This window comes from Desulfotomaculum defluvii, assembly GCF_054657375.1.
Genome location: NZ_BAAHYV010000007.1, coordinates 527,101 through 540,312 on the forward strand (window position 1 = coordinate 527,101; position 13,212 = coordinate 540,312).

15 protein-coding genes, 4 tRNA genes and 1 riboswitch are annotated in these 13,212 nt (G+C 39.7%); of the genes, 14 read left to right on the forward strand and 5 right to left on the reverse strand.

Annotated features, from left to right (window positions below; genetic code table 11):
- Positions 1-4: 4 nt before the first annotated feature.
- From ahbB to ACYQ03_RS09655, 3 genes are all read left to right on the forward strand, one after another.
- Positions 5-478 (forward strand): siroheme decarboxylase subunit beta, encoded by a 474-nt coding sequence (gene ahbB, locus ACYQ03_RS09645; RefSeq protein WP_459909535.1) that lies wholly within the window; start codon positions 5-7, stop codon positions 476-478.
- Positions 479-488: 10 nt separating this feature from the next.
- On the forward strand, positions 489-1,787 hold the full coding sequence (hemL, locus tag ACYQ03_RS09650) for a glutamate-1-semialdehyde 2,1-aminomutase (protein ID WP_459909537.1): 1,299 nt from the start codon (positions 489-491) through the stop codon (positions 1,785-1,787).
- Positions 1,788-1,900: 113 nt separating this feature from the next.
- Complete coding sequence (locus ACYQ03_RS09655) at positions 1,901-2,212, forward strand: YbjQ family protein (RefSeq protein WP_459909539.1); 312 nt, start codon at positions 1,901-1,903, stop codon at positions 2,210-2,212.
- A 65-nt stretch (positions 2,213-2,277) separates the two neighbouring features.
- Here ACYQ03_RS09655 and ACYQ03_RS09660 read toward each other — a convergent pair whose 3' ends face one another.
- Positions 2,278-2,697, reverse strand: a complete 420-nt coding sequence (locus tag ACYQ03_RS09660) for a chemotaxis protein CheW (protein ID WP_459909541.1) — start codon at positions 2,695-2,697, stop codon at positions 2,278-2,280.
- A gap of 389 nt (positions 2,698-3,086) precedes the next feature.
- On the opposite strand from ACYQ03_RS09660, the gene ACYQ03_RS09665 reads away from it, so the two are divergent.
- The 9 genes from ACYQ03_RS09665 to ACYQ03_RS09705 all read left to right on the forward strand — a co-directional run bounded on the left by ACYQ03_RS09665 (position 3,087) and on the right by ACYQ03_RS09705 (position 10,433).
- Positions 3,087-3,335 (forward strand): TM1266 family iron-only hydrogenase system putative regulator, encoded by a 249-nt coding sequence (locus tag ACYQ03_RS09665; RefSeq protein WP_459909543.1) that lies wholly within the window; start codon positions 3,087-3,089, stop codon positions 3,333-3,335.
- Between the two features lie 39 nt (positions 3,336-3,374).
- Entirely contained in the window at positions 3,375-4,607 is a 1,233-nt protein-coding gene (hydF, locus tag ACYQ03_RS09670; RefSeq protein WP_459909545.1) for a [FeFe] hydrogenase H-cluster maturation GTPase HydF, read from the forward strand.
- A 17-nt stretch (positions 4,608-4,624) separates the two neighbouring features.
- A complete protein-coding gene (gene hydE / locus ACYQ03_RS09675) occupies positions 4,625-5,686 on the forward strand; it encodes a [FeFe] hydrogenase H-cluster radical SAM maturase HydE (RefSeq protein ID WP_459909547.1) in 1,062 nt (353 codons plus the stop codon).
- Between the two features lie 144 nt (positions 5,687-5,830).
- On the forward strand, positions 5,831-6,442 hold the full coding sequence (locus ACYQ03_RS09680; protein WP_459909549.1) for a GntR family transcriptional regulator: 612 nt from the start codon (positions 5,831-5,833) through the stop codon (positions 6,440-6,442).
- A gap of 100 nt (positions 6,443-6,542) precedes the next feature.
- A riboswitch (cyclic di-AMP (ydaO/yuaA leader) is annotated at positions 6,543-6,680 on the forward strand.
- 5 nt (positions 6,681-6,685) lie between these two features.
- Positions 6,686-7,954 carry a glutamate 2,3-aminomutase gene (gene eam / locus ACYQ03_RS09685; RefSeq protein WP_459909551.1) on the forward strand — a complete coding sequence of 423 codons (1,269 nt, stop codon included), beginning with the start codon at positions 6,686-6,688 and terminating at the stop codon, positions 7,952-7,954.
- A 139-nt stretch (positions 7,955-8,093) separates the two neighbouring features.
- A complete protein-coding gene (locus ACYQ03_RS09690; protein ID WP_459909553.1) occupies positions 8,094-8,261 on the forward strand; it encodes a hypothetical protein in 168 nt (55 codons plus the stop codon).
- 75 nt (positions 8,262-8,336) lie between these two features.
- The gene (locus ACYQ03_RS09695) at positions 8,337-9,422 is read left to right on the forward strand and encodes a hypothetical protein (RefSeq protein WP_459909555.1); all 1,086 of its coding nucleotides are present in this window, start codon (positions 8,337-8,339) and stop codon (positions 9,420-9,422) included.
- Between the two features lie 364 nt (positions 9,423-9,786).
- Entirely contained in the window at positions 9,787-10,002 is a 216-nt protein-coding gene (locus tag ACYQ03_RS09700; protein ID WP_459909557.1) for a hypothetical protein, read from the forward strand.
- 98 nt (positions 10,003-10,100) lie between these two features.
- Positions 10,101-10,433, forward strand: a complete 333-nt coding sequence (locus ACYQ03_RS09705) for a hypothetical protein (RefSeq protein WP_459909559.1) — start codon at positions 10,101-10,103, stop codon at positions 10,431-10,433.
- Between the two features lie 53 nt (positions 10,434-10,486).
- On the opposite strand, the gene ACYQ03_RS09710 is transcribed toward ACYQ03_RS09705, so the two are convergent.
- Positions 10,487-10,573: transfer RNA gene (locus tag ACYQ03_RS09710), tRNA-Leu, on the reverse strand.
- 316 nt (positions 10,574-10,889) lie between these two features.
- Positions 10,890-10,976: transfer RNA gene (locus ACYQ03_RS09715), tRNA-Leu, on the reverse strand.
- 297 nt (positions 10,977-11,273) lie between these two features.
- Here ACYQ03_RS09715 and ACYQ03_RS09720 point away from each other — a divergent pair.
- Positions 11,274-11,432, forward strand: coding sequence for a hypothetical protein (locus tag ACYQ03_RS09720; protein ID WP_459909561.1), 159 nt, complete (start codon positions 11,274-11,276; stop codon positions 11,430-11,432).
- A 127-nt stretch (positions 11,433-11,559) separates the two neighbouring features.
- Complete coding sequence (locus ACYQ03_RS09725; RefSeq protein ID WP_459907373.1) at positions 11,560-12,888, forward strand: IS3 family transposase; 1,329 nt, start codon at positions 11,560-11,562, stop codon at positions 12,886-12,888.
- Positions 12,889-13,042: 154 nt separating this feature from the next.
- Here ACYQ03_RS09725 and ACYQ03_RS09730 read toward each other — a convergent pair.
- Positions 13,043-13,117, reverse strand: a tRNA-Gln gene (locus ACYQ03_RS09730).
- 4 nt (positions 13,118-13,121) lie between these two features.
- Positions 13,122-13,207, reverse strand: a tRNA-Tyr gene (locus ACYQ03_RS09735).
- Between the last annotated feature and the right edge of the window lie 5 nt (positions 13,208-13,212).

The window sequence follows — 13,212 nt, forward strand, 5'->3', positions numbered from 1 at the left end:
GAATATGACTTTAACTGATCTAGATAAAAAGATCGTTATGGAATTACAATCTGGGTTACCCTTAGAGAGTAGACCCTTTGAAGTTTTGGCTCATAGATTGGGTATCAGTGAAGAAGAGTTTATTACTAGGGTCCATGCTATTCAGCAGGCTGGTATCATGAGAAGAATAGGGGCAGCTCTGCGGCACCACCGGGTTGGTTTTAGTGCCAATGCCATGATTGTTTGGCAAATTCCTGAAGATATGATCATAGAGGTGGGAGAGCAAATGGCAAAATTGGCGGAAGTTACCCATTGCTACCAAAGGGTTTCCTTACCTCAATGGCCCTACAATTTTTACACCATGGTACATGGTCACAGCCAAGAAGAGTGCCAGCATATTGCGGAAAAACTATCTGCAATTGCTGGTGTTAAAGACTATCGGCTACTCTATAGTGTAGCAGAGCTAAAGAAAAGCAGCATGAAATATTTCATGGATTAGGAGGTATCCTATGCCCAGTTACCAGAAATCACAGGAGATGTTTGAACAGGCCCAAAGGGTTATCCCTGGAGGTGTTAACAGCCCTGTTCGGGCCTTTAAGTCTGTGGGGATGAATCCACCCTTTATTGCACGGGCCAATGGTTCCCGTATGTGGGATATGGATGGCAACGAATACATAGACTATGTATGTTCCTGGGGACCCTTGATTTTAGGACACCGCCATCCAGCGGTGCTTGAAGCTATTCAACAGTGCTTAGAGAGAGGTACCACCTATGGGGCCCCTACAGATTTAGAAGTAACCTTAGCCGAGATGGTGATAGAAGCATTACCTGGGGTGGAAATGGTTCGCATGGTGAACTCTGGTACCGAAGCCACCATGAGTGCCTTGCGTTTAGCACGGGCCTATACCAAACGCAATAAGATTGTTAAATTCGAGGGTTGTTATCATGGTCATCATGATTCCCTGTTAATCAAGGCTGGCTCAGGGGCTTTGACCCATGGGGTTCCTACTAGCCCAGGGGTACCAGAAGACATTGCTGGCAATACCATCAATGCTCGTTACAATGACCTTGCGTTGCTGGAGAAAATCTTCGAGGAAGTTGGTTCTGATATAGCAGCAATTATTGTGGAACCTCTTGCTGGCAATATGGGTGTTGTGGCCCCGGCAGAGGGCTTCCTGCAAGGATTAAGGAGCCTATGCAATAAATATGGTGCGCTGTTAATCTTTGATGAAGTTATAACAGGATTCCGTTTGAGCTATGGCGGTGCCCAAGCTTATTATAATGTGATGCCTGACTTAACCTGCCTTGGCAAAATTATTGGTGGCGGGTTACCTGTAGGTGCCTATGGTGGCCGTAAGGAGATAATGCAAATGGTTTCTCCGGCCGGGCCAGTTTATCAAGCAGGAACACTTTCTGGTAATCCTCTAGCTATGGCCGCGGGTATCGCTACACTGGAGCAGCTTCAGCAACCAACAGTTTATGTAGAATTAGATCGTAAAGCTAAACTACTGGCCCAAGGCTTAGCCCAGGCGGCCCAAGCTGCCGATATAAATGTATCCTTTAACCGGACACAGTCCTTGCAAACTTGCTTTTTTACCAAGGAACCAGTAAAGGATTTTGCCACTGCATCTTCCTCTGATACCCAGAGGTATGCGGCCTTCTTTAAAAGTATGCTGGAACAGGGTATTTACCTGGCTCCTTCCCAATTTGAAGCTACCTTTGTTTCTTTGGCCCATACTGAGAGAGATATTGAGAGAACAGTAGAAGCAGCTTTTAAAGCATTTAAGGCTGCAGTTCATATTGATTAGCCATCAGTGCTCAAATTATTGGTTTGTATTTAGCCATGGGACTTTGTAGGTTTTACTGATACAAAGCCCACGGCTAGTCTAATAACCAAAATCCTTGTGTCAGGAGGCTTGTTATGATTCTTACAACGACGGGAAACATTGAAGGAAAGACTATCCGTCAATATTTTGGTATAGTCAATGGAGAGGCTATTATGGGTGCCAACGTGGTGCGAGACATTTTCGCCAGCATTACAGATATTGTTGGCGGACGCAGTGGGGCATATGAGAGTAAACTAGCCCAAGCCCGTGAAATTGCCATGGAAGAAATGAAAGAACATGCCCGACGTCTGGGTGCCAATGCCGTTATAGGTGTGGATCTGGATTACGAAGTAATCAGAGAAGGTATGCTTATGGTATCGGCCAGTGGTACTGCTGTAATGATATAGTGTGGCCCGGAGGTCATGGGCGGTTATGTCAGATACTAAAGCACGGGCCAAAGCCCGTGCTATCTTTATAACACTGTATCCAAATTAACCAACAACCAGAGCTGATCACCCTTTTTAACAACACCCTTTAAGTACTCTACATTTTCTCCAATCATATTAGGAGGTTCCACTTCATCCTCTGTATAACGTCCTACTTCCAGAACACTGTCTACAATCATACCCACCTTGTTTCCTTTATTTTCTACTACAATAATGCGTGTATCCTCATTTAGTTCCGTTTCAGGTAGTCCCAGTCTACGGTTAAGACTGATAACAGGGAGAATGGTTCCACGCAAATTAATAATTCCCTCTACATGATAACTAGTATTTGGTAACCTAGTTACTTCAGCCATGCGGATAATTTCCTGAGTTTCATTGATGGGTAGTGCATACTGTTGGTCATTTAACTGAAAAACTACCAATTGATCTTCCTGACCCACTGCCATAAAATATCACCCCTCGTCTTAATACTAACTAGGAAAAGAATTTGTCAGAATGTATTCGACATAGTTAAAATATTTTCCTTTATATATAAAGCAATAACTGGAAGTTATTAATAATTTGACTTTGTTATAGAAATTTTTAGAAAGGAAAATCAAAATAATTGACTGGTATACCAGAACAGGTATAATAAGGATAGAACCTATCAAGTTGGGGCTTACCTATCTTGGAGGGTGCGAAAACGTACGCAGTTTCCCTAAGGAGAGAGACTTTTGTTTCTTGGACCAAGGGGTGTGCCATTTTAAGAGTACACTACCCGTCTGCCTTTCTCTGGTTAGACGGGTTTTTTATTTGTATCTAGTAAGAAAAGATTTTCTCATGAGGAGTGATCTAAATGTTACGTCGTATAGGTGTTGTGGGAATTGTTATAGAAGATAGGGCCAAGTCTCCGGAGATTAATAACATTTTGAGTCAATATGCTGAGATCATCATTGGTCGTATGGGTATTCCCCATAGGGAGACTTGTCTCTCAGTTATTTCCCTTATTGTTCAAGGGACCAATGATGAAATTGGTGCCATGACTGGTAAGCTTGGAAACATTAAAGGAGTACAGGTAAAATCAGCCCTCAGCACTAAATACTAATAAAAATCTATATGGCAACTGCAAGGAGGCATAAAAATAATGGAGAATACACCTCGGGGTAATAGGCTTCATATAGCCATTTTTGGTAGGCGTAATGCTGGAAAATCCAGTCTAATCAATGCCTTAACCAATCAGGACATAGCTGTTGTTTCCAATATCCCAGGGACCACGACAGACCCTGTTTATAAGGCAATGGAGATATTACCAGTGGGTCCGGTGGTGATTATAGACACAGCTGGTATTGATGACAGTGGTGATCTGGGAGAACTAAGGGTAAAACGGTCCCTGGATGTGCTTAACAAAGCAGATTTAGTGTTGTTAGTGATTGATGCAATGAGCGGTGTCAGCCAGTATGAAGTTAAAATTGCCCAACGCTGTCAGGAAAAAAAGTTGCCAGTGGTTATCGTATTAAATAAAATCGATGCCCACCCAGTGACTGAACTAGAAGTGGAGGAGGCCAAGGTACAACTGGGAGGCTCCTTGGTAGTGGTTAGTGCACTGACCGGCCAAGGTATTGATGATTTAAAAATGGCTATTGTTAAAGCAGCACCAGCCACTTGGGATGATCAAGCTATAGTGGGTGATTTATTAAACCCCGGCGACATAGCTGTACTGGTGGTTCCCATTGATTCTGCAGCACCAAAAGGCCGATTGATTTTGCCGCAAGTGCAAACCATTAGAGATATTTTAGATCATAATGCAATGGCCTATGTAGTAAAAGAAAGTGAATTAAAGGACTGTATTGCCACATTAAACAAAAGACCCAAAATGGTAATTACTGATTCTCAAGCCTTTAGGGAAGTCGCTAAAGATACCCCGGAGGATATTTTATTAACGTCTTTTTCTATACTCTTCGCAAGGTACAAAGGTGACTTAGAGACACTGGTAGCAGGGGCCAAAGCGATCAGTAAATTAAAGCCTGGTGATAAGGTGCTAATTTCCGAAGCGTGCACTCACCATCGTATGGGGGATGATATCGGCACAGTAAAAATACCTCGTTGGCTATCTCAAATCGTCGGAGGAGATCTGGAGTTTAACTGGAGTAGTGGACACAGATTTCCAGAGAATTTAACTGAGTATAAATTAGTGGTTCACTGTGGGGCCTGTATGATCAATCGCAGGGAGATGTTATCGCGGATAATGCAGGTACAGCAGGCAGGTGTTCCCATTGTCAATTATGGAGTTTGTATTGCCTTTGTAACGGGAATTTTAAACCGGACTTTATCACCCTTTCCAAGTATTCAAGAAATGTTAGTTAACCAAAATTCATAACCGAAGGGGGACCTGCCTTGGGGGAAAAATTTGCCGCGGCCTTGGCCAGAGCGGCCACAGGAAATGAAATAACGAAGCAGCAAATTATTGATCTATTAAGTGCACTGCCAGGAGAAGAGGAAAATAAGCTGTTTCAACTGGCTGATCAAGTAAGACAGAAATATTTAGGTAATGAGGTGCATCTTAGAGGAATTATAGAATTTTCTAATTTTTGTCGTAATGATTGTTTCTATTGTGGTCTAAGGAGAAGTAATAAGCAAATTCAAAGATATCGCATACCCATAGAAGAAATTATTGAAACAGCCAAATATGCTGCGGAACTGGGCTATGGTACCATTGTTTTGCAATCCGGCGAAGATCTTCATTATAGTGGTCAAGAACTGGCAGAGATTATCAGACAGGTTAAGAAGGTAGGTGGTTTTGCCATTACAGCCTGTGTGGGAGAACGTACCTGGGAAGATTATACCCTTATGAAAGAAGCGGGTGCGGATCGCTACTTACTAAAACATGAAACCGCCGATCCAATTTTGTTTTCCCAGCTTCGTCCTGAAACTACCCTAAAGGAAAGAATTAAAGGGATTCAGTGGCTAAAGGAATTAGGTTATCAAGTAGGTTCTGGTAATATTGTGGGATTGCCTGGCCAAACAATAGAAACACTGGTAGAGGATATTCTTTTATTAAGGGATTTAGATGTAGAAATGGCAGGTATTGGACCCTTCATACCGCATCATCAAACACCCCTTGGGAACAACAGTCCTGGGGATCTTAGCTTAACCTTAAAAACCCTTGCGGTGACTCGACTGGTACTTCCCCAAACCCATTTGCCTGCCACTACTGCAGTGGGAACCTTACACCCTGAGGGACGCAAACTGGCCCTTGCCAGTGGAGCAAATGTTATTATGCCGAACTTATCCCCGGTAAGTTACCGGGAGAAATATCAAATATATCCGGATAAAGCCGGCAGTAGAGAAAAACCCACTGAGTCCCATGCAAAGATTACTTCTTTAATAAAAGAAGTAGGAAGAAGTGTTAGTACAGGGCGGGGCGATAGCCCGAAGGATAAATTTAAGACTTGTTAACAGTAAATTTTAGTTCCACAAGGATTGCAGTATTCTTGCAGTTTTTGTGGAATTATTATTTAGTTAGGCCTAAAAGACTTTTGCTTTTTTCTCTATGGGGTTATAATATGTACCTAATAATATATATATTTGGGGGAACTGATAGTGACAAATCAGGACTTACACCTAGCAAGGTATCTTACCATTGCTGTAGATATAGCCCAAAGAATTGTCCGGGGAGAATATCATGAAGGGCAAAAGATATTTGGTCGATCTACCTTAGCAGGAAAATATAGTGTATCACCAGAAACCATTCGACGTGCCCTATCTCTATTGCAAGAAGTGGGAATAGTTGATGTTGCACCAGGTATTGGAGTGGTGGTAAGGTCTGCTACAGAGGCTCAAAAATACCTAGATAATTTTGATCAGCGCATGGTTTTGAATAGTATCCACGAGAAACTACATGAGTTAATAAAAGAAAGAGATCGAATTAATAATGAGATTTCTAAACTATTAGAGGATTTGTTACAGCACACCTACCATTTGGAAAGTAGGTTAAATAAAATAGAAGATTGGAAGGTTTCAACAGATTCTATTTTGGTTGGTAAAACACTGGCTGAAAGTAGCCTTAAAGAAAGTAAGGTATTGGCAATTGTAAGGAAGGGACAGGAGGATATATTTAATCCAGCCTCGGATAGTCAGATTTTAGCAGGGGATATTATTACTGTATATGGGCACTTAGATCCTTCCCCCAGTGAAGGTTTAATTAGATTATAATCAGTTCTTAAAAAGGTGATCCAGTAGGAGCACCTTTATTTTTATTGCCTTAGAGGCAACTTATATGGTAAAATAAGTTGTGACAACTTACAAAATTTAGGTTGCAAACAAGCTTAATCCTATATTATTTAGGAGCGGAGGAACCGATTTTAGGGGTGAATCTGATATCTATCAGTAGGGTTTTAACCTTTCGACCCGAACCCTTCAGCTAACTTCGTAAGCTCTAAAGAAAGGGGGTTTTTCATGTCTGTTAATTTGAAGGCAAAAGAATTTAAGGCAGACCAAGAAAAAAGAAAAATTTCACTTAAAAGAGCAAAGGAGCTAAGATCCAGCATTTCAAGTTATCTAAAGAAAATGGCTCAAATCCCTAATGGCTTAGAAATTCAAGATCAGTACAACCAAGCAAAAGAGGTTCTCCTAAGGTTTTTTCAAGCAGATGAGCAGCAATGGATGGACTGGCGTTGGCAAATGGCCAACCGCATTAAAGATGTTGAAGTGCTAGGTCAGTTAGTTGATCTATCTGCCGAAGAAAAAAACGCCATTGAAAAAGTTGGGCATCAGTACCGTTGGGCTGTTTCTCCCTATTATATGGCTTTGGCAATGGTGAGTGGGTCCGGTGGCCCTGTATGGTTGCAAGCTATACCAAGTATAGAAGAAATAAAGGATCGCTATGGTGTTGAAGACCCTATGGGAGAAGAATTTACTTCACCTGTCCAAGGGGTAACTAGGCGGTACCCGGATCGCCTGATTATTAATGTAACTAATCAATGTGCTATGTACTGTAGACACTGTCAAAGACGCAGAAATATCGGGGAAATCGATGTTCATAAATCACGCAGAGTGTTAGAAGGGGCACTACAGTACATCAGAGAAAATCCTGAAATAAGGGATGTATTAATAACAGGCGGAGATGCTTTATTATTATCAAACAAGCAAATAGATTGGCTGCTAACAGAATTGGATAATATTCCCCATGTAGAGATAAAACGAATCGGAACGAGAACCCCTGTCACAATGCCACAAAGAATTACCCCAGAACTATGTACAATATTAGAAAATCATCCACCTATTTATATTAACACACAGTTTAATCATCCGTTGGAAATTACACCTGAGGCCAAAAAAGCCTGTGATATGCTTGTAAAAGCTGGTGTCGTCCTAGGCAACCAAGCTGTTCTACTTAAAAATATTAATAATCAACCTGATATTATGAAAAGGTTAAACCAGAGTCTATTAACTATTCGAGTTCGTCCCTACTATATTTTTCATGCAAAGGCAGTAAAGGGAACGAGACATTTTATTACAGGTGTTAATGATGGAATTAATATTATGGAGCAACTGAGAGGATATACGTCTGGACTTGCTGTACCCACCTACATTATTAATGCACCGAACGGTTATGGGAAAACACCTATATTACCCCAATACATTATTGAAAATAAGGATGAACAGGTAATCCTAAGAACTTGGGAAAAAAGGGTTATTCCCTATAATGTAACAGGTAAACACTAAGCTTCAAACCTGTCATGTCAATGGCAGGTGTTTTTTTGCACTTGACAAGAACATGTGTTTGGTTATAAAATAAAACTACCAAAACAAACGTTCGGGGGTGGCCAAAATTAAAAGTGCAGAAATAGTAATGGAGTATACGATGACTCATCAACTAGTATCGGAAACAACCGAAATGGACTTATATGAGGGTACCCGTCACTGGTTAGAGCGAGATGATTCTGTTGTTGCAAGAAAATTTGCCATGACGTTAATTTGTATCTCTATCTTATATTTAACTGGACAAGTATTAAGATTTTTGTTTAATTAAAGACCCTGTACAGGGTTATTTTTTTTAACCATTGCGCCATACTAACGTTATCGTAAAGTAGATAGGAGGAATCCGGTGACCAGAGTATATGTGTTGGGGGCCGGTGCTGCAGCAGCTTATAAAGGTTCATATCTCGGCGAAACAAGCCCGGTGGCCAATAATTTTTTTCAAAAGGCCATGCGGGTTATTAATATTCACCAAATAAGAGATAGGTATTATGAAGATGAAAATTTAAGTTTTAATCAAATATTTCAGTTTATTGAAAGATTATGGGGTGTTCCTAGAAGTGAAGTTTGTAATTCCAGCTTGGATATGGAAGAAGTATTAACTCTACTGAATATCGAAATGGAAGAGGATCAAGCAGGGCGGGAAAGACTTTTGCTTGCTTATGAAGAGTACCTACTGCTAATGGCACTGACCTTCGATAAAATTTTATATGGTGATCTCTGTCCTTATCACAGAAAAATAGCGGAATCCTTAAACCCTGGAGATTCAATAATATCCTTCAACTATGAGTTATTGATGGATTATGCATTACAAAGGACAAACTTAGAGAAGAATCTATGGTGCATACAAGATGGCTATGGTATTCCTTGTCATTATTTAAGGGGTTCAATAGATGCAGTTCATTTAAAACAACAAAGCAAGCTCTTTGAAAAAGAAGATTATGCCAAGGTAAAATTTTTTAAATTGCATGGTTCCTTAAATTGGTTGTATTGTCCACAGTGTGGTCAACTCTACGCCTATGAACATAGTGATGGAGGAGGGCACAGTGTTATTATTAATGGGATTGCGAATATGATTCAGTGCACCACACAACACTGCTGCAACAAACTGAGTAGAGTAATTATTCCACCCACTTTGATGAAAAACTACCAATCAATTCCTTTTATTCCCAAGTTATGGCATCAAGCAAGAAAAGCTTTAGAGCTTGCAGCAGAAATAATTGTCATCGGTTACTCTTTTCCCACGACGGACTTTCGATCTAATTGGATGTTTCGTAAGGCCATGGTTGATAACAAAGAACTAAAAAAGGTAACAATAGTGGACAAGGCTGAAGGGTATCAATTAAAAACTCTGTTAAATAAACATAAAAGTATATTTAGAGTGCAAGATGTTGATTTTTACCCTGATATTGCTGCCTTTACTCAGACTTTGTAATCATGCATGGGGATATTGTAAAAAGGGAATCCTAAAGAAAATTCCCACCCGTCGCTTGTGGGACGCGCGAAAAGGTTAACGGGTAAAGGTGTCAACAAAACCACTGGAAAAACCGACACCCGAGAAAAGGTATGGGGTTGCCTTTTCATCTTATCCCCTGCCCTTTGGCAGGGGGGTTATTATGAGTTATAGCTTATGGTATTTTTGTACTAGAGTTCATCACATTACCCAAATGTGTTATCATATTTATTGATAAATAAACTTACTAGGAGTATAATTAAATAAGCAGAAAACTTCTTGGACTAATTAGACAATTAATTAGTTAAGATCGGTTACCTACATATTTAATTAGGAGGGATACCGTATGACACAATTTATTAAAACATGTCCGATTTGTGGTATGAAACTAGTGGAAAAGTTACAAAATGTCGACGTAAAACAAGATGTTAAGGTATGCTATGCTGAAAGCATTCCTGTATTAGTATGTGAGAACCCAGAATGTAATAATCAAGAAAAATATTTTAGTCCCTTTTCATTTAATTTATTAAAAATGAAATGCCCTGAAATTAATAAATGGTAAGTATCACCCGGCTAAGCCGGGTTTTTTATCATATCAGAATTGATCTAAGGTAATGTAAAAACTTATAATAAAAGCAAAAACTTTAGGGAGTGCTACAGATGAAGATTGGCAAAAATGAAAAACCGACCTTTGAAAAATTCCGAGTAAACTTCCTGCAGGTGGTTCATCAAGTGTCAGGAATAAAACCTAACCCCTATGATTCCTGGGGTGATATAGCTAATGGTGAAGTAAGGGAAAGAATTATTCGTGAATTTATTCGTCTCCTGGAACAACAATTTGGTTTTGAGATAGTAGTGCAGGGGAAACTGGATAATAGGGAAGGCTCCCTTGAGGGAGTTGTTGGAGAACTGTATCATTTGTTTTCTACAATGTTTTTGATAGAAACTATAAACTCTAAAATTCGTTCTGGAGAAAAGCAAGCTGAAATATAGCTTGCTTTTCTTATACTTAAATAAAAAAACCAGATATATTTATCTGGTTTAAATGGTGCGGTCGAGAGGACTTGAACCTCCACACCCTGACGGGCATAAGAACCTGAATCTTACGCGTCTGCCAATTCCGCCACGACCGCATATTATTTTTTTGAGGCATTGTCCTATCGACAAAAATTATTATACATCACTTCAATTGGACATGCAAGAGTAAAAACAGACATATATAACATTTTCAATTCACCTGTTATAATTACATTTAGCTATCCTGAAAATGGCTCAGTCATTCGACGGTGCTAGGCACCTAGGTTGTTTAACTACCTGAAAATAACTCTTTAATTTTCATTCTTTGATGGTGCCGTCAACGGCAGGGGAGTCTATTAGCAGCTAGCTGAACATGCATAACAAACAGCTAAAGCCAAAATAAAAAAACCAGATAAATTTATCTGGTTTAAATGGTGCGGTCGAGAGGACTTGAACCTCCACACCCTGACGGGCATAAGAACCTGAATCTTACGCGTCTGCCAATTCCGCCACGACCGCATATAATTAACACTGTAGCACCAGCGCAATTGTGATTATAACAGAGAATTGTTGTTAGTTCAAGTATAATTATTGTTTTTCCACAAAAAGATACCCGGTTTTACCGGGATAAGAAAGTAACTTCAAGTGTATTAATATTATGACACATTTTGGTGAAAATAAAAGAAATATGGCTGACATTTTAGATATATGCATAAAAATTTCGAAACCTTGCTATTTTTCTTATAAAACTAATTCTATTAGTAAAGAACTGTGCTTTAGGAGAAAATAAAAAAACACAAAGAGGAGGGGTTTATATTGTCTAAAAGGATAAAAGGTTTTCGAAAAAATCCTGGAACCACTGGAGAATCAGCATTAGTTAGTAAAACTGGTGGTTACCATGATACCTGGGACACCGGGGTAAACTCTATAAAAAAGAGTCAAAGACTTAGAGGGATAAACAGGCCGTCTACGTAAAAATAAAAGCATAAAAGCTGGGTCTTGCTGAAATAAAATGGACCCTATGGAATGAACACTTGAAAAAAAGTGTTTTACCCATAGGGTTCTTTTTTTGTACAATCATAGCAACAGGAGGAAGGATAAAGTGAGCAAAATTATATTTTCATCCGATGACATCAAAAAACTGGAGACAAACCCCTATGTTGCTAAGGTTTCTGAACGTTCCATCACATACACCAATGATTTTAAGCGTTTGTTCATTGACCAATACTTGAAGGGTAAGTTGCCTCGAGCTATATTTACGGATGCTGGATTCGATATTGATATTATTGGAGTAAAACGATATGAGCAGGCTGCTTACAGATGGATTAGGTCCTATAATGAAGATGGAATCTTAGGACTAAGAGATACTCGTACAGAAAATTCCGGTCGTCCACGGATTAATGAACTTTCACAAGAAGAAATTATTACCCGCCAGGAGGCAAAGATAAAGTTACTCGAGGAGCAAATAGAACTGCTAAAAAAGTTAGACAAAATCGAAAGGAGGATGGTAAACACAGGAAAAAGTCTCGCAACAAGTGATATATTTCAGTTAATTAACGACACCATTTCAAAATATAAAATGAAGGGTATGGTATCGTATTTCTGTGATATGTTGGGGGTTTCACGGTCTGGGTATTACAATTACTTGTCGTCTGAAGAAACTCGACAGTTACAGGAAGAAAAAGACCTCCATGCAAGGGATATGATTCTTAACGCCTATTACAAGCATGGATACAAGAAAGGCTCACGTTCAATAAAAATGGTATTAGAACAGGAATTCGAATTGGTGTTTAATAGAAAACGGATACAAAGAATCATGCGTAAATATGATATTAAATGTCCAATCAGGAAGGCTAATCCTTACCGACGGATGGCAAAAGCCACAAAAGAACATAGGGTAGTTCCCAATCTTTTAAATAGACAATTCAAACAGCGTATTCCTGGAAAGGTACTTCTAACTGATATTACATATCTTCCATTTGGTGTATCTAAAATGGCCTATTTATCAACAATTAAAGATGCTTCTACAAATGAAATTCTTTCTTATCATGTATCTGAGCGCATCACCTTAGATATTGCCACAAAAACCATTGAAAACTTGATAAATCATAACAGTGAACTACTGCATTCTGAAGCATTTGTTCATTCCGATCAAGGATGCCATTATACCAGTCCAACGTTCCAGAGGCTTCTCAAGAAATATGGTTTAGGCCAATCTATGTCTAGGCGTGGCAACTGTTGGGACAACGCTCCACAAGAATCCTTCTTTGGTCACATGAAGGATGAAATTGATTATCGAACCTGTAATACGTTTCAAGAAGTAGAAAAACTAATTGACCACTATATCAATTACTATAACAACCATAGATATCAATGGGGATTAAAAAAGCTGGCCCCTGTACAATACAGGAACCAGCTTTTAGCAGCCTAATTCTCTTTTTTAAACTGTCCTTGACATAGGGTCCACTTTAAAAAGGTGAGTTGTTAATCTCACCTTTTTATTATATGTGAAGTAAAAATTGTCCATATAAAAGGACATAATAATAGCCGACGCTTATGACGTCGGCAAATCTTCATTAATTTCATGGCTGGGGCGGCTGGATTCGAACCAACGAATGCCGGAGTCAAAGTCCGGTGCCTTACCGCTTGGCGACGCCCCAATAATGGTGGAGGGAGAAGGATTCGAACCTTCGAAGGCGATCGCCGGCAGATTTACAGTCTGCTCCCTTTGGCCACTCGGGAACCCCTCCATAAT

Excerpts from the sequence above, each read along its gene's own strand:
- ACYQ03_RS09690 (WP_459909553.1), top strand. The coding sequence starts at position 8,094 with ATGACTCATCAACTAGTATCGGAAACAACCGAAATGGACTTATATGAG.
- ACYQ03_RS09700 (WP_459909557.1), top strand. The coding sequence starts at position 9,787 with ATGACACAATTTATTAAAACATGTCCGATTTGTGGTATGAAACTAGTG.
- ACYQ03_RS09665 (WP_459909543.1), top strand. The coding sequence starts at position 3,087 with ATGTTACGTCGTATAGGTGTTGTGGGAATTGTTATAGAAGATAGGGCC.
- ACYQ03_RS09705 (WP_459909559.1), top strand. The coding sequence starts at position 10,101 with ATGAAGATTGGCAAAAATGAAAAACCGACCTTTGAAAAATTCCGAGTA.
- hydF (WP_459909545.1), top strand. The coding sequence starts at position 3,375 with ATGGAGAATACACCTCGGGGTAATAGGCTTCATATAGCCATTTTTGGT.
- ACYQ03_RS09655 (WP_459909539.1), top strand. The coding sequence starts at position 1,901 with ATGATTCTTACAACGACGGGAAACATTGAAGGAAAGACTATCCGTCAA.
- ahbB (WP_459909535.1), top strand. The coding sequence starts at position 5 with ATGACTTTAACTGATCTAGATAAAAAGATCGTTATGGAATTACAATCT.
- eam (WP_459909551.1), top strand. The coding sequence starts at position 6,686 with ATGTCTGTTAATTTGAAGGCAAAAGAATTTAAGGCAGACCAAGAAAAA.
- hemL (WP_459909537.1), top strand. The coding sequence starts at position 489 with ATGCCCAGTTACCAGAAATCACAGGAGATGTTTGAACAGGCCCAAAGG.
- ACYQ03_RS09660 (WP_459909541.1), bottom strand. The coding sequence starts at position 2,697 with ATGGCAGTGGGTCAGGAAGATCAATTGGTAGTTTTTCAGTTAAATGAC.